At 66.4% G+C, this 25,558-nt stretch carries 21 protein-coding genes; 6 read left to right on the top strand and 15 right to left on the bottom strand.

All coding sequences use genetic code 11. The features are described from left to right. Positions 1–439: hypothetical protein (locus B0684_RS13950; RefSeq protein WP_233123432.1), on the top strand; the 439-nt coding region annotated here is incomplete at its 5' end. Here the strand turns inward: B0684_RS13950 and B0684_RS10280 are convergent. Continuing rightward, complete coding sequence (locus tag B0684_RS10280; protein WP_269844076.1) at positions 412–813, bottom strand: Arm DNA-binding domain-containing protein; 402 nt, start codon at positions 811–813, stop codon at positions 412–414. The genes B0684_RS13950 and B0684_RS10280 overlap by 28 nt on opposite strands. A gap of 425 nt (positions 814–1,238) precedes the next feature. Between B0684_RS10280 and B0684_RS10270 the strand changes: the two genes are divergently transcribed. Further along, positions 1,239–1,547, top strand: a complete 309-nt coding sequence (locus B0684_RS10270) for a GIY-YIG nuclease family protein (protein ID WP_018176778.1) — start codon at positions 1,239–1,241, stop codon at positions 1,545–1,547. Between the two features lie 93 nt (positions 1,548–1,640). Further along, complete coding sequence (locus B0684_RS10265; protein WP_018176779.1) at positions 1,641–3,896, top strand: sensor domain-containing diguanylate cyclase; 2,256 nt, start codon at positions 1,641–1,643, stop codon at positions 3,894–3,896. Here the strand turns inward: B0684_RS10265 and mnmC2 are convergent. From mnmC2 to B0684_RS10245, 4 genes are all read right to left on the bottom strand, one after another. Beyond that, entirely contained in the window at positions 3,857–5,701 is a 1,845-nt protein-coding gene (mnmC2, locus tag B0684_RS10260) for a tRNA (5-methylaminomethyl-2-thiouridine)(34)-methyltransferase MnmC2 (protein ID WP_018176780.1), read from the bottom strand. The genes B0684_RS10265 and mnmC2 overlap by 40 nt on opposite strands. 85 nt (positions 5,702–5,786) lie before the next feature. Continuing rightward, positions 5,787–7,295: a peptidoglycan DD-metalloendopeptidase family protein gene (locus B0684_RS10255; protein ID WP_043690068.1), complete on the bottom strand. Its 1,509-nt coding sequence runs from the start codon at positions 7,293–7,295 to the stop codon at positions 5,787–5,789. Positions 7,296–7,394: 99 nt separating this feature from the next. Then, positions 7,395–8,177: an ABC transporter permease gene (locus tag B0684_RS10250; RefSeq protein ID WP_018169799.1), complete on the bottom strand. Its 783-nt coding sequence runs from the start codon at positions 8,175–8,177 to the stop codon at positions 7,395–7,397. Continuing rightward, the gene (locus tag B0684_RS10245; RefSeq protein ID WP_018169798.1) at positions 8,174–9,151 is read right to left on the bottom strand and encodes an ABC transporter ATP-binding protein; all 978 of its coding nucleotides are present in this window, start codon (positions 9,149–9,151) and stop codon (positions 8,174–8,176) included. The genes B0684_RS10250 and B0684_RS10245 overlap by 4 nt, the downstream gene beginning before the upstream one ends. A 92-nt stretch (positions 9,152–9,243) precedes the next feature. Here B0684_RS10245 and B0684_RS10240 point away from each other — a divergent pair, with 92 nt between their 5' ends. Beyond that, positions 9,244–10,629 carry a leucyl aminopeptidase family protein gene (locus B0684_RS10240; protein ID WP_018650132.1) on the top strand — a complete coding sequence of 462 codons (1,386 nt, stop codon included), beginning with the start codon at positions 9,244–9,246 and terminating at the stop codon, positions 10,627–10,629. Between the two features lie 46 nt (positions 10,630–10,675). Here B0684_RS10240 and B0684_RS10235 read toward each other — a convergent pair whose 3' ends face one another. Continuing rightward, positions 10,676–12,103 carry a Glu/Leu/Phe/Val family dehydrogenase gene (locus B0684_RS10235; protein ID WP_018650133.1) on the bottom strand — a complete coding sequence of 476 codons (1,428 nt, stop codon included), beginning with the start codon at positions 12,101–12,103 and terminating at the stop codon, positions 10,676–10,678. 56 nt (positions 12,104–12,159) lie between these two features. Here B0684_RS10235 and dusA point away from each other — a divergent pair, with 56 nt between their 5' ends. After that, complete coding sequence (gene dusA, locus B0684_RS10230; protein ID WP_018650134.1) at positions 12,160–13,149, top strand: tRNA dihydrouridine(20/20a) synthase DusA; 990 nt, start codon at positions 12,160–12,162, stop codon at positions 13,147–13,149. Positions 13,150–13,173: 24 nt separating this feature from the next. Here the strand turns inward: dusA and B0684_RS10225 are convergent, their stop codons facing one another. Together B0684_RS10225 and purB are read right to left on the bottom strand one after the other, a co-directional pair. After that, complete coding sequence (locus B0684_RS10225; RefSeq protein WP_018650135.1) at positions 13,174–14,346, bottom strand: cupin domain-containing protein; 1,173 nt, start codon at positions 14,344–14,346, stop codon at positions 13,174–13,176. A 13-nt stretch (positions 14,347–14,359) separates the two neighbouring features. Further along, on the bottom strand, positions 14,360–15,727 hold the full coding sequence (purB, locus tag B0684_RS10220; protein WP_018650136.1) for an adenylosuccinate lyase: 1,368 nt from the start codon (positions 15,725–15,727) through the stop codon (positions 14,360–14,362). Positions 15,728–15,823: 96 nt separating this feature from the next. Here purB and B0684_RS10215 point away from each other — a divergent pair, with 96 nt between their 5' ends. Beyond that, positions 15,824–17,206, top strand: a complete 1,383-nt coding sequence (locus tag B0684_RS10215) for a class II fumarate hydratase (protein ID WP_018650137.1) — start codon at positions 15,824–15,826, stop codon at positions 17,204–17,206. A 43-nt stretch (positions 17,207–17,249) separates the two neighbouring features. On the opposite strand, the gene B0684_RS10210 is transcribed toward B0684_RS10215, so the two are convergent. From B0684_RS10210 to B0684_RS10180, 7 genes are all read right to left on the bottom strand, one after another. Further along, complete coding sequence (locus B0684_RS10210; protein ID WP_018176788.1) at positions 17,250–19,202, bottom strand: putative bifunctional diguanylate cyclase/phosphodiesterase; 1,953 nt, start codon at positions 19,200–19,202, stop codon at positions 17,250–17,252. 29 nt (positions 19,203–19,231) lie between these two features. Next, on the bottom strand, positions 19,232–20,071 hold the full coding sequence (locus B0684_RS10205; RefSeq protein ID WP_018176789.1) for an HDOD domain-containing protein: 840 nt from the start codon (positions 20,069–20,071) through the stop codon (positions 19,232–19,234). Beyond that, positions 20,071–20,403, bottom strand: a complete 333-nt coding sequence (locus tag B0684_RS10200) for a hypothetical protein (RefSeq protein WP_018169789.1) — start codon at positions 20,401–20,403, stop codon at positions 20,071–20,073. The genes B0684_RS10205 and B0684_RS10200 overlap by 1 nt, the downstream gene beginning before the upstream one ends. Positions 20,404–20,469: 66 nt before the next feature. Further along, a complete protein-coding gene (acnA, locus tag B0684_RS10195) occupies positions 20,470–23,223 on the bottom strand; it encodes an aconitate hydratase AcnA (protein ID WP_018176790.1) in 2,754 nt (917 codons plus the stop codon). 15 nt (positions 23,224–23,238) lie between these two features. Beyond that, entirely contained in the window at positions 23,239–23,868 is a 630-nt protein-coding gene (hflD, locus tag B0684_RS10190) for a high frequency lysogenization protein HflD (protein WP_018169787.1), read from the bottom strand. A 75-nt stretch (positions 23,869–23,943) separates the two neighbouring features. Next, the gene (gene mnmA, locus B0684_RS10185; protein WP_018176791.1) at positions 23,944–25,041 is read right to left on the bottom strand and encodes a tRNA 2-thiouridine(34) synthase MnmA; all 1,098 of its coding nucleotides are present in this window, start codon (positions 25,039–25,041) and stop codon (positions 23,944–23,946) included. Continuing rightward, positions 25,038–25,499: an NUDIX domain-containing protein gene (locus B0684_RS10180; protein ID WP_018169785.1), complete on the bottom strand. Its 462-nt coding sequence runs from the start codon at positions 25,497–25,499 to the stop codon at positions 25,038–25,040. The genes mnmA and B0684_RS10180 overlap by 4 nt, the downstream gene beginning before the upstream one ends. Between the last annotated feature and the right edge of the window lie 59 nt (positions 25,500–25,558).

The raw sequence follows: 25,558 nt of genomic DNA, 5'->3' as shown, positions 1-25,558 counted from the left end.
ACGGAAATTAGACCAGCTCAACCCGCTCGCCTTCCACTTTGTCCCGGATGGTCAACGCGCCCCATTGGAACTCCACGTCATCCCAGTGCAACCGCGCCAGTTCCTCGCGGCGCGCGCCGGTCAGTTGGAGCCCTTGCAGGTATGCGGCCTTCGCGGGGTCCGCCAGCGTCCGCACCGCGTCGAACCAAAGGGGGAGCTGCTCGCGTTGCAGGCAGTCATCCCGCGCGCCGAGCTTGGGCACCTTCCGGCGAACGTCTCCAGTCAGCACCCGGCCAGGATCAGCGAGACCGGCATACTCGGGCCGGCCCTCAGCCCACCGGAGGCAGGCGCGAAGGAGGCGAAAGGCGCGAGCAGCATACGCCGGCCGCGATTTGCGCTCGGTGTCGAGCCAGTTTTCCAGGCGGCTGCCGGTCAGTTCCTCGAGGCGCAGATCCCGTAGCGGATAGAGCGCCCCGCCTTCGTGTTGCGCTTGCGATCAATCTGCCACCCTGGAGCGGTCATCGCCTGTTCATGGTCCCGCCGGTGCGCCTCGCTCCAATCCTGCGCCCGTGCAGCCGTGTACGCTTCCCAGACAGTCGCCAGCGCTACCGTGGCGCGTTCCTGTTCCCGCCACGACGAATCCAGCGCCCGCAGGCGCTCGGCCTTCTCCTGCCTCGGGTCGATACCCTGGTCGATCAGGATGCTGAGGCGCTTGGCTTCGGCGCGTGCTTGGTCGATTCCCCAGGAGGCGCAGTCGCCAATGGTCACCCGCACCTGCTTGCCGGCGGGCTTGCGCTGAAAGATATAGGACCGGGCGCGGACCGTGGCGCGGATGCCCAGGCCTGGCTGGCCGGAGTCTCAGTAGTAGGCTTGCTGTTTGTCGGGCGCGCACTCAATAGCCGCCCCGCGGCCGGCGGTGAAGTTCTGGCGGGTGGTACTATTCCGGGTAGCCATTGGCACCTCCATTTCAGGTTGCCGGTGGTCAGGGCCTCGGGGGGTGTTACCGCACCTTCGGGGCCTGCTTGCTTGGGTGACACGGGGCTTCGTGTCACCGCCATGTCACCCAAGAACCACAATATCCGCTAATGAAACTGCATTATCTATAGGGGTGAAAAATGCACAAGCCGTTGAAAACCGATGTTTTTGATAATCCACGGAAATGCATGAAACAGTCCGTAACCCGGACTTAAAATCCGCTGGCCGCAAGGCCGTGCCGGTTCGATTCCGGCCGTCCCCACCAATCATTTCTACCCGGGTGTGTGATCGTGGCCAGCCCCCAACCCTGGTACGTCTATCTCCTGGAGTGCCGCGGTGCCCGGATCTATACCGGGGTTACACCGCGGCTTGCGGCGCGTCTGGCCGCTCATCGTGCGGGGCGCGGGGCGCGTTTCACCCGCATGTACCCGCCGGAGCAGCTCCTGGGGGCGAAGGTGTTTCCCGGCCACGGCGAGGCATTGCGCGAGGAACAACGTATCAAACGCCTGCGACCCGCCGAGAAGCGACATCTCGCGGCGACCTGGAAGAGGCAGAACGACGGGTCCGAGGGCACGCTCGATCACGAGGCGTGAGGCGAAGGTTCGTGTTACATCCATGCAACGGTTCAGCCAGGCCCGGGAAAGGCGCATAGTGGGGCTCTGAGCGTCCCTGTGAAAAGATCCGGCATGCCCCAGTCCACGGACACAACGGAAGGATCCGAAGCGCGGCCAGCGGCCCAGCCGGCCGACGCCCGCACCACCGAACCGCATATCAGCGGCCCGGTGGTGGCGGCGCTGATTGCCGGGTTGCTGTTTGCCCTGCTGTTCGTGGCCATCGACCAGGGCTGGAAACAGCAGATGGCCGACCGCTATCAGCAAGCCGTGGTCTCGGAGGCAAGCAGCCTTCGGACCCAACTGGAAAGCGTGCTGAATGGCACGGTCCATGCGACGATCGGGCTTGCCGCCTATGCCTATGTCCACCCGGACCTGACCGAGGATGACTTCGACCGGGCAGCGGACCGTCTTTATCGCAGCCAGCCGGAACTGATTCGCTCTCTGACCCTGGCGCGCGGCGAGATCCTTGCGCTGGTCTACCCGCGCGATGGCAACGAGGACGCGATCGGCCTCAACCTGGCGGAACATCCGGAGCAGGGCGCCTCCTATCAACAAGTGCTGGAGAGCCGGCAAACGGTCGTCGCCGGGCCCTGGACGTTGGCACAGGGCGGTCGGGGGCTTCTGGTGCGCGCCCCGGTCCTGACCGATCCGGAAGATCCGCCGGCGTTGGCCAATCCGTGGACACTGTCGAGTATTGCGCTGGATTTCGAAACGATCCTTGGCAAGGCGGGTCTGGCCCCGCGCCCGCCCAGCCTGCAACTGGCCCTGCGCGGCCTCGACGGGACCGGCGCCGACGGTGAGGTCTTCTACAACCCCGAACAGATCGACGTGGCCAGCGCGCCGCTCGCGCTCGACGTGACCTTTGCCGGGGGCCAGTGGCAGATGCTTGCACACCCTGTCCCCAACCCATCCGCCACGGAGCGCCCGGCCGCCTGGTGGGTGATGGGCGTGGTCGGGCTGCTGGCGGTTAGTGGGTACACCTTCCGTGTGGGGGAGGGCATCCGGCAGCGGCGGGAGGCCCTCACGCGCTATCAGGCGCTCGTGAATCGTCTGGCGGATGCCACTCTGGTGGTCGCGGGGCGCCGGGTCCTTTGGGCCAATCCGGCCTTTACCCGCATGACCGGCCTGTCGCCGGATCCTGGCCAGACTCTTTCGGCGCTGGGGGTGATTCAGGCCGACGATCGCCGGCGCCTTCCCCCTGCGCTCGATTTTTCAATGGCATTGGAGGAGCCGCGCGGGCGCGAGATTCGCGTACACACGGCGGACGGAGACCAGCGGTTTCATCTACTGCGTTGGGTGCCGATTGACTGGGAAGGGCAGCGGGCCTTCCTGTTGAGCTTTGTGGATGTACACGACAACCGAATGCTGTTCAACGCGTTGAGCGAGGCCCGTGATCTTCAGGACGCGCTGTTCGAGGCCATGCCCGGCGATGCCCTGGTGATCGACGACACTGGCCTCGTTCGCGCGGTCTTTGGCGAAGCGCGGCGCGGCCAGGCACCCCAGCACACGGCGGCCGGGCACACACTGGCGGAACTGCTTCCGGATGAGGTCGCGCAGCGCTTTTCCGGCGTCGTGCGCCGGGCCTTGCGCGAAGGCGAATTGCAGGAGATCCAGTACCGCCTGCAGGCGAGCGTGTTCCACGGAGGCGAGACGAGTCCATCAATGGAGGCAACCCGCTGGTACGAGGCGCGGGTACGCCCAATCGACGCACCGTTCGAGGGTTCGTCGGCCGTGGTGTGGCACGCCCTGGACGTGACCGAGCGCAAGCAGCTGGAAGAGCGCATGCAGGCCCTGGCCTGGGAGGACCCGTTAACCAGAACCGCGAATCGCGCGGCGCTGGATCGGGCATTTCCGCGGCTTGCGGCGCGAGCGGATCGCAAGGAGGGACAGCTGGCGCTGCTGTTCATTGACCTGGACCGTTTCAAGCCGGTGAACGATCAGTACGGCCATGCCGTAGGGGACGAACTCCTGCGCCAGCTGGCGCAACGGCTTGCGGCCAGTCTGCGTCCGGATGACCTGCTGGTGCGCCTGGGCGGGGACGAGTTCATCGTGCTGAGTGCGCCGTTGAATCGACGAGAGGAGGCCGGGGGACTGATCGAACGGTTGCAGGCGGCTTTCCGGCAGCCATTCGAGTTGCACCCCGGCCATATGGAACCGGTGGAGGAGACCCTCTCGTGCAGTATCGGGGTCGCCTTCTACCCCCGAGATGGTCAGCGCCTGGCGGACCTGATGATGGCCGCGGACCACGCGATGTACCGCGTCAAGGCCGCCGGACGCAACGACGTGGCCTACGCGTCGGAGGCGGCGCCGGAATCCGGCACGGAGTGACGCGCCGGGGCGAACCGAGCCGCAGTTTGCGCCTCGAGCGGCTCGATCAGACCCAGCAGGTGATCGGCCAGCCATTCGCCAGCCAGCGGGGCATAGAGCAGTCCGCGCGAGCCATGCGCCAGGCTCAACAGTACACGGCCACCGGGATCCAGCCGGCTGCGCCCGACGAGCGGCAGGCGATCGCGGACCACGGCGCGCTCCCCGGTCCACTGCGCAAGGATCTCGACTGCCTGGGCATCCTGTAGCCCTGGAACCCAGGCAAGATGCCGCAGATTGGTCTGATCATCCTCGGCCTGCGGTGCCTGTTCATTTTCGGCCCCGGGGCCCTCCGTGCGGCGATAGGTCGCCCCAATCCAGGCGGTTCCGCCGCCCTCCGGGATGCAGTAGCCCTGACCTGTTGCCACAAAGCCACCCCAATCGGGGAAGGCCGCACGGACCCGGGTCATCTGACCGGTTACCGTGGAGATACCCGCTTGTTCCGGGCACAAGGTGGTGCCATCGCCGGCGGCCGTCGCCACTACGACCGCGTCGAAGGCTTCAGACCCAGCGTCGCTCTCAACCTGCACGGGACCGGCGTTGGACGACGGCTCCAGCGCCTGTACCGATTCCATGCGCAGGGGCGGCAGGTCGTGGGCCACAGCCTCGCAAAGGGCCCGCATGTCGATCGCCAGACCGTCCGGGTAGTAGATGTGAGGGTCCGCGGTGCAACCCGGCCCGCCAGGGTCGAACAGCAGGGCCGCATGTTCGGGACCCGCTTTCAGCAGACGTTCCACGCGCTTGCGTCCGTGGGCGCTGATGCCATGGAAGGCCACGCCCGTTGCCAGCCGGATACCGTATGCGCCGGTCGGGTCGAGCTGTCCGGAAAGGAAACCGGTACGGCGTATCCCCGCGAGTGCCAGGGTATTCAGCTCCCCGTCGCGAGGATGAAGGTTCGGCAACAGGACGCCCGCCGGGTTGCCGGAGGCGCCACCGCCAACACCGTTCGGGTCGAAGACCGTGACCTCCACTCCTCGCGCCTGCAGGGCATGGGCGGCGCTGAGCCCGGCAATCCCGGCCCCCACGATGGCGACACGTTGCGGTACCTCGCGGGGCGGTGACTTCGCGGGCGACTGGGTATCCCGAAGGGTCCCCACGAGACGCTCGCGTTTCGGGCCATGACCGGGCACCCGGCGTACCTCGAACCCCGTGCTCTCCAGGTCGCGTCGAACCTGACCGGCTGCGGTGTAGGTGCCGAATGTAGTACCCGGCGCGGAAAGCCGCGCCACTTGCCGGAACACCCCGGTGTTCCACAGGGCGGGATTGCTGCGCGGCGCGAACCCGTCAAAGAACCAGGCGTCCACGGTGCCGCGGATCTGTGCAAGAAGTGGAGCGGCGTCACCCAGGCCCAGGGTCAACGCGGCCCTGGCCTCGGGGAACTGGATTCGGTGGAGTCCGGGAACCGGTGGTGGATACTGGGCCCGTAGCTGGCGGGCGTCAGCATTGTCGAGGCCCAGGCGTTGGTGCAGGGCCGCAAGGTCGGCGGGTGCGAGCGGGTGGGCCTCGAGGCTCAACAGAGACAGGAAGGCGCCGGGGGGCGCGTGGCGTCGCCACTCCTGCAGCGCCAGCAAGAGGTTGAGCCCGCTCCCGAAGCCGGTCTCGGCAAGCACGAAGCGCTGACACTGGCGGAAGCGCCGGGCGAGGTCGTTGGCCTCGATGAAGACCTCGCGCACCTCGGCATGCGGATCGCTGGAGCCGAAGTAGCCGTCCCCGTAGTCGGCGGCGAAAGGCTGTCCGTCACGCCATTCGAGGCGTGCCCAGTCGAGCAAGGGGGGGGAGAGCAAGGGTGTCGCCAAGGACCGGACCGTCACAGCCCGCCAGGCGCGATTGCGCGAGACGGGCCGTAATGGGAGGTTAGCGGGCCAATTCTTCGAACGGGGTGAACGCCACCTGCTGGTTGCGCTGTCCGTTATCCAGCTGGGCCAGCAGGGTCTGGCTGATGGACTTGAAGCGGTCGAGCTCGTCGCCTTCCAGGGCGTCGCTTTCCGGCAGTTCCACGCGCATCGGGTTCTGGGGGCGGCTGTTCACGTGGATCTCGTAGTGAAGATGCGGCCCGGTACTGCGACCGGTATTGCCGGACAATGCGATGCGGTCGCCCCGCTCGACGGTCTGACCCGGGCGCACCAGCGGGCGGTCCAGATGCAGGTAGCGGGTGGAGTAGCCTTGACCGTGCTCGATCACGATGAAGCGACCGGCATACGGGTGGTTCTCGACGCGGGTTACGCGACCGTCGGCTGGTGCCTGGATCGGAGTTCCGATTGGCATGGCGAAGTCCGTCCCCTGGTGCGGGGCCACGCGCCCGGTCACTGGGTGACGACGGTTCGGGTTGAAGCTGGAGCTGATGCGATAGTTGCCGGAGAACGGGCGGCGATCGAACGGGGGCAGCAGGCTTTCGCCATCCGGGGTGTAGAAACGCCCGTTGACGTTGCGCGCCGCACGGATCTCGATGCGCTCGCCTTCGTAGTCGAATGCCAGCAGACGCAGGTTGAGCGGGGTGTCGTCGCCTACCAGGGTTTCCTGCTCTACCAGCAGGGTGAACTGGTCGCCGGTACGGGCGTGGGTGCGCACCGGCAGGTAGCGGTCCAGCAGCACGGCCAGGGCGTTGGCCGAACGCGCGGAGATATCCGCGCGTTCGGTCAAGGCGTTGGCGATGTTGCCATCGATCTCGGCCGTAATGATCAGGTGGCTGACCTCGCGGCCGTTCTCGACTTCGCCGAGTTCGAACTCCCAGCCATCGGCCTCGCGGACCCACTCATGCCCGCTGGCCCGGTCGGTCCACAGGCGCAGGCGAGTCAGGTAGCCCTCGTCGTCGACCTGCCATTCGATCTCCTGGCCGGGGCGCACACGGTTCAGGATCGAGGCGTTGTCGTCGTCGTCCAGCAGGCGGTAGAGGGTCGCCAGCGGGAGTTCCCATTCGCGTTCCCAGAGGCCCGTCAGACGCTCGCCTTTCTGCAGGGTGTGGGTGTACCAGTCGGTGTCCGTGGCTGCGGCGTCAGCGGCGACATCGGAGTCGCCGTCGAGATCGAAGGTCTCGTAGGAAGTGGGGGCCTCGGCGTCCGGGTCGATTGTGGCGTCGTCGTAATCCGGGGCGGGCTCGCCCGGCAGGTCGGAGGCAAAAGCCACGGTCTGGGCGCCACCCTCGAATGCGGCACTATGCGCCGTCCGTATCGACGCGCCGCCAGCCGGATGGTCCGCACGGGCGAGCGCGAGCTGGGAAGCGGGGAGGGGATTGCCGGCGCCGATTTTCAGCGGTTGGGACGTCTCGGAGGGCTGGGAGGCGAGAAGCAGGCTGGTGCCCACCAGAATGGTGAGTCCGGCGGTGCCCGCCAGAAAGAAATGCAAAGTCTTTCTGTTGTTACCCATATGGCCGTTGCCCTGCAGAGTTTCCGCTTTATACCACGTTTTTTCGGGCAATAAACAGCGTCGGAAGGCGGTCTCCCGGAGTTTCGCGGCCTGCGCGTCTCAGGATCGAATCCCCACGCCCCGGTTGAGCAGGACCAACGCAACCCCGTACATGACCGCAATGAACCCGGCAATGATGGCAAAGGACATGGCGATCGGGAAGTCGCTATGGCCCAGGCTGCCGTAACGGAAGGCGTCGACCATGTAGAGGATCGGGTTCAGCATGGACACGCCCTGCCAGAACTCCGGCAACAGGCTGATGGAGTAGAACACCCCGCCCAGATAGGTCAGCGGCGTCAGGATGAAGGTCGGGACGATGGCGATGTCGTCGAAGGTACGCGCGAAGACACCGTTGATCAGCCCGGCGAGGGCAAACAGGATGGACGTCATCAGCACGATGATCAGCATTACGCCGGGGTTGTGGATGCTGAGCGGGCTGAAGAACAGCGAGACCAGCAGTACGGCCACGCCGACCGCCAGGCCCCGCGCCACGCCGCCAAAGACGAACCCGAGAATGATCACGCTGTTGGGGATGGGCGAGACCAGCAGTTCCTCGATGTGGCGCTGGAACTTGGAGCCGAAGAACGACGACACCACATTGGCATAGCTGTTGGTGATCACCGCCAGCATGATCAGGCCCGGGACGATGAAGTCCATGTAACGGTAGCCTTCCATCTCTCCGATGCGCTCGCCGATCAACCCCCCGAAGATGATGAAGTACAGCGCCGTGGTAATAACCGGGGGCAGGACCGTCTGCACCCAGATCCGGGCAAAGCGCAGCACTTCCTTGCTGACGATGGTCCGGAAGGCGGTCCAGTAATCGCGCAGATGGGAGTCGCTCATGCCTGATTCTCCGGCTGCTCGGTGGTCCCGCTGGCGCCGGGGGTCAGATGGCTGGGGCTCTGGCCGGGGCGGGTCATGCGGATGAAGAGTTCCTCCAGCCGGTTGGCCTTGTTGCGCATGCTCTGGACGCGAATGCCGGCCTGGTCCAGCACCCGGAACAGGTCGTTCAGGTGCTGGCCGCTGCGGATATCGGCCTCCAGCGTCATCTCGTCCACCTGGCGCAGGGCAATCGGGGAATCCAGCGGGATGCCGGGTGGCGGCTCGCTTAAATCCAGCACCATGGTCTCGGTCTCGAGCTTGGCCAACAGCTGCTTCATCGTGGTGTTCTCGATGATCGCACCGTCATCGATGATCGCGATGTTGCGGCACAGAGTCTCCGCCTCTTCCAGGTAGTGCGTGGTCAGGATGATGCTGCGCCCGTCGGTATTGATGCGGGTCAGAAAGTCCCACATCGAACGCCGCAGCTCGATATCGACCCCGGCGGTGGGTTCGTCGAGAATCAGCAGGCGCGGTTCGTGGACCAGAGCGCGGGCGATCATCAGGCGGCGCTTCATGCCGCCGGAGAGCGTGCGCGCCATGTCCTTGCGCTTTTCCCAAAGCCCCAGCTCCTTGAGGTAGTGCTCGCAGCGTTTCCAGGCCTCGCGCCGGGGGATGCCGTAGTAGCCGGCCTGATTGACCACGATCTCGCCAATCGGCTCGAAGTTGTTGAAGTTGAACTCCTGAGGGACCAGCCCGATGGAGCGCTTCACTGCCTGCAGGTCGGTATCCACGTCATGGCCGAAGACCTTGACCGTGCCGGCGGTCTTGTTGATCAGCGAGGTAATGATCCCGATGGTCGTCGACTTGCCGGCCCCGTTGGGCCCCAGCAGGGCGAAGAAGCTGCCCGGGGCCACCTCGAGGTCGATGCCCTTGAGGGCCTCGAATCCGTTTTTGTAGGTCTTCTTGAGCCCGCGAATCTCCAGCGCTGGCGTCATCGTCACATCCTGTAAGGCTAGGGGAACACGACCCCGAAGGGTCGACAAGGTAGGTATTATGAAGGCTTTGAATCGTTTTCGAGGAAAGCCGCGTGGATTCTGTTTTTGTTGCGTCGTCCGAAACCGCCGTTCCCCTGATCCCGGTCAGCCGCGAGTCGCTGCCGGTCCGCCTGGAGAGTGCGCCGGAGAGCTGGCGCAAATGGGTGGAAGCCTCCGGGTTCGAGGCGGAGCCGGGCGCAACCCTGCGCATCCCCGATGCCGAGGGCGGACTGGCGGCGGTGCTGGCCGGCTTCGATGCGGAAACTCCGATCTGGATGGTGGCCGCGGCGGCGGAGACCCTCGGGACGGGGGATTACCGTCTGGAAACCGACCCCCTGAACCCCGAGATCCAGAACTTGGCGGCCATTGGCTGGGGTCTGGGACGTTACCGCTTCGAGCGTTACCGCGAACCGCTGGCGCGGTCGCCGCGGCTGGTGTGGCCGGAAGACGCGGATCAGGCGCGGGTCCTCGCGTTTGTGCAGTCCATCGGGCTGACCCGCGACCTGATCAACACCCCGGCGGCCGACATGATGCCGGCCAACCTGGTGTTGAAGGCACGGGAGCTGGCCGAGGAATTCGGCAGCAGCCTGCATCTGGTCAGCGACAGCGACAAGCTGGAGCAGGATTTCCCCTGTATCCACGCCGTGGGGGCTGCCAGCGACCATGGGGCACGGGTGATCGAACTGACCTGGGGGGCGCCCGACGCGCCGTCGCTGGTGCTGGTGGGCAAGGGCGTGTGCTTCGATTCTGGTGGCCTGAACCTGAAGCCCGGCAATTCCATGCGCCAGATGAAGAAGGACATGGGCGGGGCGGCGATCGTGCTGGGGCTGGCGCGCCTGATTATGGCGCAGGCACTCCCGGTGCGGCTGACGGTGCTGATCGGGGCCGTGGAGAACGCCATCGGGGCAGGGGCCTTCCGCCCGGGCGATGTGCTGACCGCACGCAACGGCAAGCGGATCGAGATCGACAACACGGACGCCGAGGGGCGCCTGGTCCTGGCCGATCTGCTGGATCGTGCGGGGTCGTTCCATCCGGACCTGCTGGTGGACTTTGCGACGCTCACCGGGGCGGCGCGCGTCGCCGTGGGGACCGAGATCAGCGCCTGCTTCACCCAGGACGAGGGCTGGGCGCGAGCACTGGTCGAGCCGGCGCGCGAATGGGATGACCCGGTCTGCCAACTGCCGCTGCACACGCCTTATCGGTACATGCTGGACAGTGACGTGGCGGACATCGTGAACAGCACCACCGGGGGCCACGCCGGAGCCATTACCGCCGGTCTGTTTCTCAAGGAGTTTGTCCCGGAGGGCACGACCTGGATGCATTTCGACATCATGGCCTTTAACGATCGCGCGCGCCCGGGGCGGCCCAAGGGCGGCGAGGCGATGGGCCTGCGGGCCCTGTTTGCGGCGCTCGAATCGCGCTATCGGAAGCCGGGGTAAGGGGGATACTCCCGCCCCTGACGCGGCGCGGCGCGGCGCGGCGGCATCAGATCAGTTTCAGGTCGCTGCGGGCACGAATGATCTTGCGCAGCGCGATCAGATAGGCGGCGGTGCGGTAGTCGAGCACCTCGCCATTGCTTTCCATCTCGCGGACCTCGTGCATCTCGCGGAAGGCCTCGCGCATGGCGTCGTCCAGGCCGGAGCGGACCAGGTCGATTTCCTCGGCCCCGCGCACCACGGCATCACGAATCCATTCGGGGACACTCTCGTTGGTCATCATCTCGATGGCACTGACGATGTGCTGGCCCTGGGCCTGGTCGTAGCGGCGCTCCAGGCGCCCGAAGCGCATGTGGGACAGATTCCGCACCCACTCGAAGTAGGACACGATGACGCCGCCGGCGTTGACGTACACATCCGGCAGGATCGGGACGCCGCGTTCGCGCAGGGCCTGGTCGGCCTCCCAGGTGCAGGGACCGTTGGCGGCCTCGGCGATTAGCCGGGCCTGGATTTGGTCGACGTTATCCCGATGGATGGCGCCTTCCAGGGCGGCCGGAATCAGGATGTCGCATTCGCGTTCCATGATGCGGTTGCCATCGCGCACGAACTCGACCCCCGCGAAACCCTCCATGGTGCCGCTGCGGCGCACGTAGTCGTGCAGGGCCTCGATATCGATCCCGTCCTCGGAATACACCCCGCCATCGCTCTTGATGACGCCGACAATCTTCGCGTGATCGTCCTCCTGCAGGAAGCGCGCGGCGTAATAGCCAACGTTGCCGAAGCCCTGGATGATGATGCGCCGGTCACCCAGGCCGCCCTCGAACCCGGCCTCGCGGGCCGCCGAGCCTTCGCGGAAAAAGGCCTGCAACGCGTACTGGACACCGCGACCGGTGGCCTCCAGGCGCCCGACCATGCCGCCCAGCTCGACCGGCTTGCCGGTCACCGAAGCGGCATGGTCGAGGTCCTCCGGGTGGCGATCGCGATAGGTCTCCATGATCCAGGCCATCTCGCGCTGGGACGTCCCCACATCCGGCGCGGGGACGTTCTGGGCCGGGCTGATGTAGTCGCGTTGAATCAGTTCGTGGGCAAACCGTCGGGTAATGCGCTCCATCTCCCATTCGTTGTACTTCTGCGGGTCGATGCGCAGGCCGCCCTTGGACCCTCCGAAGGGGATATCCACGATGGCGCATTTGTAGGTCATCAGGGCCGCCAGGGCCTCGGCGTGGTCCTGGTCCATGGTCGGCGAAAACCGCAGGCCGCCCTTGGCCGGCAAGCGATGGGCGGAATGCACCGCGCGCCAGCCCTTGAACACCTCGATACGGTCGCGAAAGCGGATCGGAAAGCTCACCTGAATGACCGAGTCGCAGGTCTTGACGGCCTCCCGGGCCCCCTCGGGAAGATCGAGGTAGCTCATGGCCCGGTCGACCATGTGTGAGACACTATCGCGAAAGGTTTCAGGCACTTCGCTTTCCGACATGATGGCAATCCTTTCTGACTTTTGGCCGCCGCCTGCGCGGCATGGAGATTCTGTGAATGGGTAACGCGGGCCACGCTCCCGACCCGCGGTTTTCGGTTGCGCCGATGATGGACTGGACGGACACCTGGTGTCGCCGGTTCCATCGGCTGCTGACCCGACGGGCATTGTTGTACACCGAGATGGTGCATGCCAACGCGGTCATCCACGGGGATCGCGACCGGTTGCTGGGGTTCTCCCCGGTGGAACACCCGATCGCGCTGCAGCTGGGCGGCTCCGATCCGGCCACGCTGGCGCAGGCCGCCCGCATCGCGGCGGATCACGGCTACGACGAGATCAACCTAAACGTGGGTTGTCCCTCCGACCGTGTGCAGTCGGGCGCGTTCGGGGCCTGCCTGATGGCACAACCGGGGCTGGTGGCCGAGTGCGTCGCAGCCATGCAGCAGTCCGTTGACGTCCCCGTCACCGTCAAGCACCGCATCGGCATTGACGACCAGGACTCGGAGGCCGACCTGCACGCCTTTGTCGAACGCGTGGCCGCCGCCGGGTGCCGCCACTTCGTGGTGCACGCGCGCAAGGCCTGGCTCCAGGGCCTCAGTCCAAAGGACAATCGCGACGTTCCCCCGCTGGACTATCAACGCGTCTATCGGCTGAAGGCCGAGTTCCCCGACCTGACGATTGTCCTGAACGGCGGACTGGATGACGTCGGCGCCGCGCGCGCGCACCTGCAGCATGTGGACGGGGTCATGTTCGGACGGCTGGCCTACCACCAGCCCTGGAGCCTGTCGGTGGTGGACCGCCTGTATTTCGGGGGCGGGGACGACCCGACGCGTGAAGAGGTTCTGGAGGGCATCTTGGGGATTGCAGAGGGGATGCGCCGTGATGGCGTGCCGCTGGCGCGTCTGACCCGGCATATCCTGGGTCTGTTCCACGGCGAGCCGGGCGCGCGCCAGTGGCGGCGCATCCTGACCGAGGAGGCCCACCACCCAGATGCCGGGCCGGCACTGATCGAGCGGGCCGCGCAGGCCTGTCTCCCCCGGGCAGCCTGAGAGCCCGGAGTCGTCCCGGCGTGACTATTCGCGCGGGTCGTCCGGTGCCAGCCAGCCAGCCTCGAGCCCATCCTCGAGGATCTGCCGGATCATGGGGATTGCCTCCTCCCATTCCGCGATGCTGAGCGTCTCCGCGCTACAGAAGGCTTCGAGAACGTCCGCCGCGACGGCTTGTGCGGGATAGTCGTTTCCGGCGATGCACAGGGTCGGGCCATCGGGGCCCTGGAACCACGCACGCCGGACGCCGGGGTGGATCGCAAAGCGATCGGCCGGGCCGGCGGTGGCCGCCAGTCCCGGATCCCCCGGGGCGAGCTCGACGTTGCCGGCGGGGCGGGTCAGGAAACGCCCCAGATAGGCGTCCAGATCGTGATCCTCCGCCGCCAGCAGGGCACGCAGGGCCTCGCGCAGCGCCTCGCGATCCGCGGTTGGGAGCTCGGCCGCGTGCGCGGACGGGTGCCGACCCGGATCCTCGAAGCGCGCCTGGTCGCCGATCACGTTGGCGCGCTCCTCGAGAAACCCGGTCAGGACATCAAGGATGGTCGGGGCGCGAAATCCCACCGACCAGGTCATGCACTGGTCGTCCAGCGACAGTCCGTAATGCGGCAGGTTGGGGGGCAGGTAGAGCAGGTCGCCGGGACCCAGCTCCCAGGTCTCGGTGGGATCGAATGCCCGCAGGATGGCCAGTGGCAGATCGTCGTGGCAATCCAGCGACCCCGGAGGGTCCTGGATCTGCCAGCGGCGCCGCCCCGCGGCCTGGAACAGGAAGACGTCGTACTGATCCACATGCGGCCCGACCGAACCGCCGGGTGGGGCGTAGGAGATCATCAGGTCGTCCCGGCGCCAGCGCGGGATGAAGTCAAAGCGCGACAGGAAATCCGGGCCACCGGGCCAGAAGCGCTCCACGTCAGTGACCAGCAGGGTCCAGTCGCGTTCAGGAAGCTCGCCCAGCCGCTCGGCATCGAAGGGGCCGTATTCGACATCCCAGTCCTGGCGGTCGACATGCCCGCTGACGATCCGGCTGGCCGCGTCCGGATCGGTGGCCAGGCCGGCGAGGTCATCGGGCTCGATCGGATTGTCGAAACCCGCAATCGCGTCGCGCACCAGTAGCGGGCGCTGTTGCCAGTAGTCGCGCAGGAATTCGGCGGGCGTCAGGCCGCCGAGTAGCGTGAGCGGTTGGTTCGGGTCCGGGGCCGCCATGCCGCGCGCGGGATCAGAGTTCGCGCGCGAGTCGGTCGGCGATCCCGGTGTAGCTGCCCGGCGTCAGCTGGCGCAGGCGGGCACGGGCCTCTTCCGGGATGTCGAGGCCGTCGATGAACGCCGCCAGGCCCTCGGGGGTGATGCGCTGACCCCGGGTCAGTTCCTTGAGCTTCTCGTAGGGCGACTCGATGCCGTAGCGGCGCATCACGGTCTGCACAGCCTCGCCGAGGACCTCCCAGTTCTGGTCCAGGTCCTCTGCCAGGCGTCCCGGCTCGATCTCCAGCTTGCCCAGGCCGCGGCCGAACGCCTTGTAGGCGATCAGCGACCAGGCGAATGCCAGGCCGATGTTGCGCAGCACGGTGGAGTCGGTCAGGTCGCGCTGGAACCGCGAAACGGGCAGCTTGCTCGCCAGGTGGTCGAACAGGGCGTTGGCCAGACCCAGGTTGCCCTCGGCGTTCTCGAAGTCGATCGGGTTGACCTTGTGCGGCATGGTCGAGGAGCCGACTTCGCCGGCGACCACCTTCTGCTTGAAATAGCCCAGCGAGATGTAGCCCCAGATGTCGCGCGACGCATCCAGAAGGATCGTGTTCGCGCGCATGAACGCGTGGAACAACTCCGCCAGGAAGTCGTGCGGCTCGATTTGGGTCGTATGGGTGTTCGGTTCCAGGCCCAGACTCTCGATCATCCGGCGCGACAGGGACGGCCAGTCGACCTCGGGGTAGGCCACGGAATGGGCGTTGAAGTTGCCCACCGCGCCATTGATCTTGCCGAGGCAGGCCACCCCGGCGATCTCGGCGCGCTGCCGCTCCAGTCGCGCGACCACGTTGGCCAGTTCCTTGCCCATGGTGGTGGGGGAGGCGGGCTGGCCGTGGGTGCGCGCGAGCATGGGCTGTTCGGCGAAGCGGCCGGACAGTTCGCGCAGCGGTGCGAGCACGGCGTCCAGGGCCGGCAGCATCACCATGTCGCGCGCCTCGCGGACCATCACGCCATAGGCGAGGTTGTTGATGTCCTCGGAGGTGCAGGCAAAGTGGACAAACTCGATCTGGCTCTGCAGGTCGGAGCGATCCGCCATCTGCTCCTTGATGTAGTACTCGATCGCCTTCACGTCGTGATTCGTCGTGGCCTCGATCTCCTTCACGCGCGCCCCGGCCACTTCGTCGAAACTGAACGCGATCTCGTCGAGGAAGGCGCCGGCCGTATCGGTCAGCGCCGGGACCTCGGGGATCGCGGGCTCGGCGGCCAGGGCCTTGAGCCAGGCGATCTCCACCCGCACGCGGGCCTGCATCAGACCTTGTTCGGAGAAGTAGGGGGCCAGGTCGCGGGTATGCCGGGCATAGCGGCCATCGACGGGGCTGATCGCGGACAACGGGCTCAGGGACATGGGGATTCCGGGGTCGGGTTCGGGACAGGCGGCGCAGTATACTAAGGTGCTCAACTGCAATACAGCATCGCGCCACGCGCAAACCAGGAGGAAGGCATGTCGAAGCCCGCAATGCGTCAGGAACAGGACAGTCTCGGGACGGTGGAGGTCCCGGAGCAAGCCCTGTGGGGCGCCCAGACCCAGCGCGCTGTGGACAACTTCCACATCAGCGGGCGGCCGCTGCCCCAGGCCTTCATTCGCGCCCTGGCCCAGACGAAGGCCGCCTGCGCCGAGGCCAACCAGGGGCTCGACCAGCTCCCGGACGAGGTGGCCGGGGCGATCGTCGCGGCCGCCGAGACCATCGCCAGCGGCGAGCATGCCGATGCCTTCCCGGTGGATGTCTATCAGACCGGTTCCGGGACCAGCAGCAACATGAACATGAACGAGGTGATCGCAAGACTGGCCTCGAGTGATGCCTTGACGGTCCACCCGAACGATCACGTCAACCGTTCCCAAAGCTCCAATGACGTGATCCCCACCGCCCTGCATGTGGCTGCGTCCGTTCAGATGGAAAAGCAGCTGATGCCGGCCTTGCGTCATCTCATTGCGACCATCGCCCGGCGCGAGGGCGAACTGACCGCAATCGTGAAGACCGGACGCACCCATCTGATGGACGCGATGCCGGTGCGGATGAGTCAGGAGCTGTCCGGCTGGCGCCGGCAACTGGAACTGGACGTCGAACGCCTTCGCGACACGCGCGCGCGGGTCAACCGACTGGCGATCGGCGCCACGGCGGTGGGCACCGGCATCAATGCACCGGCCCAGTTCGGGGACCGGGTCACCCACCGCCTGGCGGAGCGCACCGGGATCGCGTTCGAGCGCGAACCCAACGGCTTTGCGGCACTGGCCAGCCAGGACACCGCAGTGGAGCTCTCCGGCCAGCTGCGCACCACGGCCACCAGCCTGATCAAGATCGCCAACGACCTGCGCTGGATGAATTCGGGCCCGCTGGCCGGACTGGGTGAGATCGCCCTGCCGGCCCTGCAACCGGGCAGTTCGATTATGCCGGGCAAGGTCAACCCGGTGATCCCCGAGGCGGTGATCATGGCCGCGCAGCAGGTCGTGGGCCTGGACGCCGCGGTCGCCGCCGCGGGACAGGGGGGCAATTTCCAGCTCAACGTCGGCCTGCCGCTGATCGCCGACAATCTGCTCAACCAGATGGGTCTGCTGGCGCGCGCGGCCGAACACCTTGCCGATCGGGCCATCGCCGGCTTCACCGTCAACGAGGAGGTCTTGCGCGCGGCGCTGGACCGCAACCCGATCCTGGTGACGGCGCTGAACGCAGAGATCGGCTACGAGGCCGGTGCCCGGATTGCCAAGGAGGCGTACGCCAGTGGCCGGCCGATCGTTGATGTCGCGGCGGAACAAACGGACATCCCGCGTGAACGCCTGCAGGCCTTGCTGAACCCGGCGACCCTGACCGAGCCCCAGACGGACTAGGCCGAGGCCGCCCGGGCCCATGCGTCCGGGGTGACGAACGGTGTCAGGCGGTCGCGGCTGGGAGCTGGGTCCGGTCGCGGAGCAGACCCCGAAGCGCATCGAACGCCACCGGGTGCGAGAAATAGAAGCCCTGGGCGGTGTGGCAATCCAGCTGTTGCAGAATCTCCGCCTGGCGTTCGGTCTCCACGCCCTCCGCAATCACGTCCAGCCCCAGGGTATGGGCCATCAAGACGATCGCGCGGACGATCTGCGAATGTTCCTCGCCCTGGTCGAGATCCTTCACGAAGGAGCGGTCGATCTTCAGGGTGTCGGCCGGTATCTGCTTGAGCTGCACGAGGGACGCATGACCGGTTCCGAAATCATCCACCGCCAGGGACATGCCGGCGTGACGCAGTCGCTGGAAGACCCGCGCCGCCCCTTGGGGGTCGTCCATGATCGCGGTCTCGGTGAGCTCCAGCTCGATACAGCGGGGCGGAATGCCGGCCTCGCGGATAATGCGGTGGAAGGTCCCCGCAAGATCCGGCTGGCGCAGTTGGCGCGCGGAGACATTGATGGCGATACGCGGCAGTTCGTCTTCGGCCAGGCGCAGGGACTGCAGGTCCCGACAGACCTGGCGCAACACCCATTCCCCAATCTCCTCGATCAGGGTCATGTCCTCCGCCAGTTCGATGAAATGGCTGGGGGGCAGCAGACCCAGCGTTGGGTGCTGCCAGCGAATCAATGCCTCCGCGCCGATGATTCGGCCGCTGTCCAGGTCGATCTTGGGCTGGTAATGCAGTCTTAGCTGATCATTGGCAATTGCCTGCCCCAGTTCGTTTTCCAGCTCAAAGTGGCGGAAGGTGCGGGCGTTGAGGTCCTGAGTGTAGAACCGGAACCCGTTGCGACCGCGCTGCTTGGCCTCGTACATCGCCGCATCGGCATTGCCAAGCAGGGTGTCCGCATCCTCGCCGTCATAGGGGTAGACGGCAATCCCGCAGGAGACACTGCTGACCACGGGCTGATCGAAGATCTGCCGCTCGGTCGCCGTTTTGCGCACGACATCGGTGACCAGCCGGACAACGCCCTCCAGTCCATGGGTGTCCTCGACGAGGATGCCGAACTCGTCGCCGCCAAGACGCGACAGGGTGGTTCGCAGGTGGCGTCCCGAGCGTTCTCGGGCATGGTCCAGCAGAGCGGACAGGTCCTGGGCGACCTTGCGGATCAGCTCGTCGCCGGCGCGGTGACCCAGCGAATCGTTGGTGCGCTTGAAGTTGTCCAGATCCAGCAGGATCAAGGCCACATGACCCGCCGCAGCACCCGCGTGGCGTTCCATCGCCTGCGACAGCCGGTCGCTGAACAGCATGCGGTTGGGCAGGTTGGTCAGCGAGTCATGGGACATGTGGTGCAGCAGCTCGCGTGACTGGCGCTCGGTGATGCGCTGCAGTGCCTTCTGGCGCCGGTCCATCATCTGAAACAGGTCGGCACTCTCCAGGGCATAGGCCGTGTTGAACAGCACCATGGTCAGTGTCGACAGGATCATCTCGTAGCGTTGCAGCTCCGCCTGCCGGAAGCGGGCGACGAACATCCCGCGAATCCGGGTGCGCGTCGAGATCACGTGCAGCATCACACTCTCGCCCTCGACCGGGGAGGGCAGACAGACCGGATGGTTCTGGTGCAGCGCCCAGGAGAACTGGCCGTCCTGGATCAGTTGCTCGACAGTCTCCGACAGGTCCGGCGCCAGTTCCCCGGGGCGTTCCTGATAGTCCAGGTTGAACGAGCAGTCGTTGTCCAGGACGTACACGGCCATGTCCTGCGTCGGCAGCAGGCGCCGGATGGACTCGACGGTGTTCTGGATGATCAGTTCGGGACTGCGGTTACGGTCAGTGTCGCCGAAGATCGCCGTGGTCGAGGCGAGCACATCCATCGCATAGGCGTTGGCTTCCAGTGCTTCCTCGAGGAAGCGGATGCGCTCATGGAGGGCATTGACCTCCTCGGGCGTGCGGTACGATGGGCTCATGCAACAGCGTCCTTTGCTTGCATACAGGCTCAGTCGAGGAGGATCGTCTGCATCTGATCCAGATGCTTGCGGGCGTGGCCGATGATGTCCTCGTAGACCGCCATCTCCAGGCCAATGCGGTCGAAGATCTCCGGGGCAACCGGGGGCACGAAACGTTCCCCGGAGGATCCCAGGCGCAAGGAGTTGGCGATGCTGTCGGCGACGTGCACGATGGCCGTCTCCACGGGAAACGCGCGGGCATCTTCCGGGGCATGGTGGTAGCGCGTGGCTTCCACCTGGGCCGGGGCCATGCCCCATTCCTCCAGCAGGGCGGACCCGATGGCGGCGTGGTCAAAACCCAGCAGCTCGCGTTCTGCCTCGTACAACAGGCACTGCTCGCGCTCGCGGATGTTGATCAGCTCCTCGGTGCGGCTGCCCAGCCGGAGAAACAGCAGCAGCCGCCCGAGGTCGTGCATGATCCCGTAGAGGTACAGACGTTCGATGTTCGCTTCGCGCCGAAAGCGGGCGATCGAGCGGCTGAGCACGCCGACAGCAATGCTGTGGCGCCAGAACGATTCCATGTCGACGCCGATGACCGGCAGGCCGCGGAAGTGCTCGATCACGATGGTCGACAGCACGATCTGCCGCATCTGTTGCAGGCCGATGATGGAGACTGCCCGGTGCAGGGTATCGATCGGTTCGGGGAAACCGTACAGCGAAGAGTTGGCCATGCGCAGCGTCTTCGCCGCAATGGCCGGGTCCAGTTCCACCGCTTCGGTAATCCCGGCCACGTTCGCGGTCGGGTCGCTAAGGCGCGAGAAGATCGTGTTGTAACTCCCGGAAAAGCTGCACAACGAGTCATCCTGCTCGAGAAACTCGGCAACGGTCATCATGCGCTCCGGGCCTTGTGGCCGCGGCGCATGAGCTCGTCGAGCAGCTGGGTACGCGCGATGGAGTAGATGCCGTCCATGGGATAGCCGGTCAAGTCACAGTGACGGAAGCGCTCGGCCAGGATGGCATCGGCCTGCTCCTCCATCTCCGGCGTGGGCCGGGCATCCGCGGCCAGGTCCGGGACCGCGTCGTCCCGGGAATCGTTGGCTGCAGCATGTTCGTCCTCGACGATCTCGACAGTGCTGATGCCCCAGGACAGGAGCACGCGGATCTGCTTGTCCTGGAGCACCATGCCGGCGGGGATCAGGAGACGGCCGGAACGGTCATGCACGGCTGTTGCCAGCGTCTGACCGGACTGAATCACCTCCGTGGATACCCGCCGTCCCATGGCCAAACCTTATGCGGAAGCCGCGAGCTGGCGCAACACGTAGGGCAGGATGCCGCCGTGGCGGAAGTAATCCACCTCCTGCGGGGTATCCAGCCGCACACGCACGGCAAAGGTCTTGCGGTGGCCATCATCGGCCACGGCAGTGACCGTGGCCTCGCGCGACTCGCCGTTCTCCACGCCGGTAATGCTGTAGGTCTCGCGCCCGGTCAGTTCGTGGCTGGCCGCGTTCTCGCCGGGCAGGAACTGCAGCGGCAGTACGCCCATCCCCACCAGGTTGGAACGGTGGATACGCTCGAAGGTCTCGACGATGACCGCCTTGACGCCCAGCAGCAGGGTGCCCTTGGCGGCCCAGTCGCGCGAAGAGCCGGTCCCATATTCCTGTCCGGCGATAACGATCAGCGGGGTGTCCTCTGCCTGGTACTGCATCGCCGCGTCGTAGATCGACATCTGCTCGCCATCCGGCAGGTGCTGAGTCACGCCCCCCTGGGTCCCGGGCGCCAGCAGATTGCGCAGGCGCACGTTGGCGAAGGTCCCGCGCATCATCACTTCATGGTTCCCGCGACGAGAGCCATAGGAGTTGAAGTCGGCCGGCTTCACGCCCTGGGACTCCAGGTAGCGACCGGCCGGGCTGTCCTTGGCGATGGAGCCGGCCGGGGAGATGTGGTCGGTGGTGACCGAGTCGCCCAGCAGCGCGAGGACGCGCGCGCCCTGGACATCGGTCCAGGGCGTAGGCGTCATGCTCATGCCCTCGAAGTAGGGCGGGTTGCGCACGTAGGTGGAATCCTCCTGCCAGTCGAAGCGCTGACCCTGCGGGGCCTCCAGGTTGCGCCAGCGTTCCTCGCCGGAATAGAGGTCACCATAGGCGCTGGTAAAGCTGCTGGCGCCGACGTGGCTGGCGACCGCCTCGCGCACTTCTTGCGTGGTCGGCCAGATATCCTTCAGGTAGACCGGCTCGCCCTGTTCATTCTCCCCGATCGGGTCGCTGTACAGGTCGATGTTGCTGCGTCCGGCCAGGGCGTAGGCGACCACCAACGGCGGCGAGGCCAGGAAGTTCATTTGCACCTCGGAGTGGATCCGCCCCTCGAAGTTGCGGTTGCCAGAGAGCACCGAACTGACGATCAGGTCGTCCTTGATGATGGCCTCGGAGATGGGCTCCGGCAGCGGGCCGGAGTTGCCGATGCACGTGGTGCAGCCATAGCCCACCACGTGGAAACCGAGAAACTCCAGATCGGTCAACAGCCCGGACTTCTCCAGGTAATCGGTTACCACGCGGGATCCGGGGGCCAGGGAGGTCTTGACCCAGGGCTTCACTTGCAGCCCGGCCTCGCGCGCCTTGCGCGCGACCAGGCCTGCGCCCAGCATCACCGACGGGTTGGAGGTGTTGGTGCAGGAGGTGATCGCCGCGATCACGATGTCGCCGTGATCCAGGGTGAAGGTCTCGCCGTCCATCTCGATGGCGGTGTGGTGGGGCTCCTCCGCCTGATGCTCCACGCCCACCGCGGTGTGCCCGCCCTCGGCCGCGAAGCGCTCGGCGTCGTCCGGCTCGTCGGCGCCGCTGGCGCGCTCCTTCAGCATGGTGTCGAGGTGACGGCTGATGGTCGCGCCGGCCTGGCTCAGCGGGATGCGGTCCTGTGGGCGCTTGGGCCCGGCCAGGCTCGGCTCCACGGTGGACAGATCCAGTTCGAACATGTCGCTGTAGCGGGCGATCGGGGCGTTGTCGTTGCGCCACAGGCCCTGGGCCTTCGCGTAGGCCTCGATGAACTCGATGTGCTGGGCGTCGCGCCCGGTCAGGCGGAGGTAGGTCAGGGTCTCGTCATCGATCGGGAAGATGCCGCAGGTGGCGCCATATTCCGGCGCCATGTTGGCGATGGTGGCGCGATCGGCCAGCGGCAGATCGGCCAGGCCGTCGCCGAAGAACTCGACGAACTTGCCGACCACGCCCTTCTTGCGCAACGTCTCGACGATCACCAGCACCAGGTCGGTCGCGGTCGCGCCCTCGGCCAGCTTGCCGGTCAGACGGAAGCCCACGACCTGCGGGATCAGCATGGAGATCGGCTGGCCGAGCATTGCGGCCTCGGCCTCGATGCCGCCCACGCCCCAGCCGAGCACGCCCAAGCCGTTGATCATGGTGGTGTGGGAATCGGTCCCGACCAGGGTGTCGGGGTAGGCCATGCAGCCACCCTCGGCCTGCTCGTCCACGAACACCGTGCGCGCCAGGTACTCGAGGTTTACCTGGTGGACGATGCCGGTGTCCGGCGGCACCACCTTGAAGGTGTCGAACGCCTGCTGGCCCCACTTGAGGAAGCTGTAGCGCTCGCGGTTACGCGAGTATTCGAGCTCCGCGTTCAGGTTCATCGCGTTGGCGTTGCCGTGGGCGTCCACCTGCACGGAGTGGTCGATGACCAGCTCGGCTGGCTGCAGCGGGGTGATCTTTTTCGGATCGCCGCCCAGGGCCTCCATCGCATCGCGCATCGCGGCGAGGTCGACGACCGCCGGCACGCCGGTGAAGTCCTGCAGCAGCACGCGCGCCGGACGGAACGCGATCTCCTGGGTCGGTTCGGCCTTCGGATCCCAGTCCAGCAAGGCCTCGATGTCGGCGCGGCGCACCGTGCGCTCGTCCTCGAAGCGCAGCAGGTTTTCCAGCAGCACCTTCAGCGCAAACGGCAGGTCGGTCGCCCGGGCGTCGTCGGTGATCGGCACGTAGCGGCATTCGCGGCCGCCAGCGGTGAGGGTCCGGGTGTTCTTGGGGTCAGCGTGGCTCATGTGCGTCTTCCGCGTTCAGGTATTGAGTCGATTGAGGATGTCATGCGCTTCGCGAATCAGCCGCTTGCGGCCGAAAAGCAATTTCCAGCGCGATCCACCGGCCTGGCGCCAGAGGACCGCCGCGCGGATCCCGGCCAGCAGCAACGCACGGATGCGCGCGGCGGTGTCGGGATTGGAGAGGTTGTTCTGTTCGCCCTGCACGATGATGCGCGGGCCGAGCTCGGAGATGGTCTCCTTGTAGATCTCGGCCAGCCGGGCAATCACGCTTTCGTGGGTAATGTGGAAGTAGTCGATCTGGCGCTGGGCGCCCTGCAGGCCGTCGGTCAGCTTCTGCAGCATGTCGTCGCGCCTTTGCAGCTTGCGCTCGAGGAAGATCAGCCCGATGGCGTAGCGGGTGATCTCCATGTCCGGCGGCTTGCTGCCATTTTGCAGCTGGCTCTCGATACGCTCCAGGCCACTGCGCAGGCTGACCGCCTCGCGATAGACCGCTTCCGGGGTGTCCGCGTCGAAGGCGAACAGGCTCCCGACCAGGACCTCGAATTCGTAGTCGTCGCAGCTCCCGCGCCAGGCCAGATCCTTGACCAGGCTCGCGCACTGGAAGAGGGCGGCCAGCGCCAGGGTGCGGTTGTGATCGGAGCGGTCCAAACCAGTCGGTTCCTTGGGTGGGTCGGAGTCGGGTCGCCGGGCAGCGGCCACTATACCGGAAGTGGCCTGGCAGACTCACGGCGCATTCGTGGTTCGTGTGGCAATCACCGCCCCGCCCAGGCAGACATCGCCACGGTAGAAGGCGATGGACTGCCCCGGCGTCGCCGCGCGTTGGGGTGTGTCGAAGACCACGGTGGCGCCGGCCGCGTCCAGCGCCTGCACCCGGCATTCCTGCAAGGGCTGGCGATGGCGTAACCGGGCCTGCAGCGGCTCACCGGGGACCGGTACATCGTGGATCCAGTGCACCACCTCGGTCGTCAGTGACGGGCTCATCAATAGCGGGTGCTGCGGATCCTGGGCGACCACCAGGGTGTTGCTGTCCAGGTCCTTGTCGACGACATACCACGGGGCTTCGGCAAAGCCGTCGACCCCGCCGATCCCCAGGCCCTGGCGCTGACCGAGGGTGTAGAACATCAGACCCTGGTGGCGACCGACCACCTGGCCTTCCGGGGTGCGCATCGCTCCCTCGGGCGCTTTCAGGTACTGGGCGAGGAAGTCACGGAAGCGTCGCTCGCCAATGAAGCAGATCCCGGTGGAATCCTTGCGCGCATGGTTCGGCAGACCCAGTTCCCGGGCGCGTTCGCGGACCTGATGCTTGGGAATGTCTCCGAGCGGGAACAGGGCGGGGCGCAGTTGCTCCTGGGTCAGGGTATGCAGAAAGTAGGTCTGGTCCTTGTTGGCATCGGCCGCCTGGCACAGCTCACTGTAGTGCGCGTGATGGCGCACCCGGGCGTAGTGACCGGTGGCAATCCAGCGCGCCCCGAGATCCCGGGCATGATCGAGGAACGAGCGGAACTTGATCTCGCGGTTGCAGAGGATGTCGGGGTTCGGGGTGCGTCCGGCCTCGTACTCATGCAGGAATTGCGCGAAAACGCGCTGGCGGTAGTCCTCGGAAAAGTTCGCCTTGTGCAGCGGGATTTCCAGGCAGTCCGCCACCTCACGGGCCATGGCATAGTCGGCCTCGGCGGCGCAGTACTCGGCGTCGTCGTCATCTTCCCAGTTCTTCATGAACAGGCCTTCGACGCGATAGCCGGCCTCCAGCAGGCGGCTGGCCGCGACAGCGGAATCGACCCCACCGGACAATCCGACGATGACGCGCTCGCCGCGCATCATGCGCCCGGCGCCCGAACCAGATCGCCCACCGCCGCAAGCGGCAGACGCAAGCCATCCTGATACCGGCGGATGCTGCGCATCACCAGCAGACTGCGCAACGGCCAGTCGCCCTCGGCCTGTTCGGGCGCCAGCCAGTGCAGGGCATGAATCGCCGGGTCGCGGGGGGCAGGGGATTGAACCGGTGTCACCGGGCCGCAGAAGGTCACGCGCAGGATCACGGCGCCGCTGGCCACTTGCAGCAAGTCGCAGCCGAGGGCCGCCTCGGGCACGAATTCCAGGCAGGTTTCCTCGCGGACCTCGCGGATCACGGCCCCGATCAGGTCCTCGCCGGCATCCAGGTGGCCTGCGGGCTGGTTCAGCACCCGGCGGCCGGCGTCGGTCTCCTCGACGAACAGGAAACGGCCCTCGCGCTCGATTACGGCGGCCACGGTGATATGACAGGGGAGGCGGTCGGTCATGCCACGGATGATAACGCAGGCTGCCGGTCGGGCTGCCATACGGGAACGCGCAATCGCGC

This window comes from Thioalkalivibrio versutus (assembly GCF_001999325.1).
Lineage (GTDB): Bacteria > Pseudomonadota > Gammaproteobacteria > Ectothiorhodospirales > Ectothiorhodospiraceae > Thioalkalivibrio > Thioalkalivibrio versutus.
This window is presented reverse-complemented; position numbering and strand designations above follow the sequence as displayed.

What these genes read in the sequence shown, in the direction of transcription:
- B0684_RS10265 (WP_018176779.1), top strand. Translation starts at nt 1,641, where the DNA reads ATGCCCCAGTCCACGGACACAACGGAAGGATCCGAAGCGCGGCCAGCG.
- B0684_RS10255 (WP_043690068.1), bottom strand. Translation starts at nt 7,295, where the DNA reads ATGGGTAACAACAGAAAGACTTTGCATTTCTTTCTGGCGGGCACCGCC.
- B0684_RS10250 (WP_018169799.1), bottom strand. Translation starts at nt 8,177, where the DNA reads ATGAGCGACTCCCATCTGCGCGATTACTGGACCGCCTTCCGGACCATC.
- B0684_RS10245 (WP_018169798.1), bottom strand. Translation starts at nt 9,151, where the DNA reads ATGACGCCAGCGCTGGAGATTCGCGGGCTCAAGAAGACCTACAAAAAC.
- B0684_RS10235 (WP_018650133.1), bottom strand. Translation starts at nt 12,103, where the DNA reads ATGTCGGAAAGCGAAGTGCCTGAAACCTTTCGCGATAGTGTCTCACAC.
- dusA (WP_018650134.1), top strand. Translation starts at nt 12,160, where the DNA reads ATGGGTAACGCGGGCCACGCTCCCGACCCGCGGTTTTCGGTTGCGCCG.
- B0684_RS10225 (WP_018650135.1), bottom strand. Translation starts at nt 14,346, where the DNA reads ATGGCGGCCCCGGACCCGAACCAACCGCTCACGCTACTCGGCGGCCTG.
- purB (WP_018650136.1), bottom strand. Translation starts at nt 15,727, where the DNA reads ATGTCCCTGAGCCCGTTGTCCGCGATCAGCCCCGTCGATGGCCGCTAT.
- B0684_RS10215 (WP_018650137.1), top strand. Translation starts at nt 15,824, where the DNA reads ATGTCGAAGCCCGCAATGCGTCAGGAACAGGACAGTCTCGGGACGGTG.
- B0684_RS10210 (WP_018176788.1), bottom strand. Translation starts at nt 19,202, where the DNA reads ATGAGCCCATCGTACCGCACGCCCGAGGAGGTCAATGCCCTCCATGAG.
- B0684_RS10205 (WP_018176789.1), bottom strand. Translation starts at nt 20,071, where the DNA reads ATGACCGTTGCCGAGTTTCTCGAGCAGGATGACTCGTTGTGCAGCTTT.
- acnA (WP_018176790.1), bottom strand. Translation starts at nt 23,223, where the DNA reads ATGAGCCACGCTGACCCCAAGAACACCCGGACCCTCACCGCTGGCGGC.
- mnmA (WP_018176791.1), bottom strand. Translation starts at nt 25,041, where the DNA reads ATGATGCGCGGCGAGCGCGTCATCGTCGGATTGTCCGGTGGGGTCGAT.
- B0684_RS10180 (WP_018169785.1), bottom strand. Translation starts at nt 25,499, where the DNA reads ATGACCGACCGCCTCCCCTGTCATATCACCGTGGCCGCCGTAATCGAG.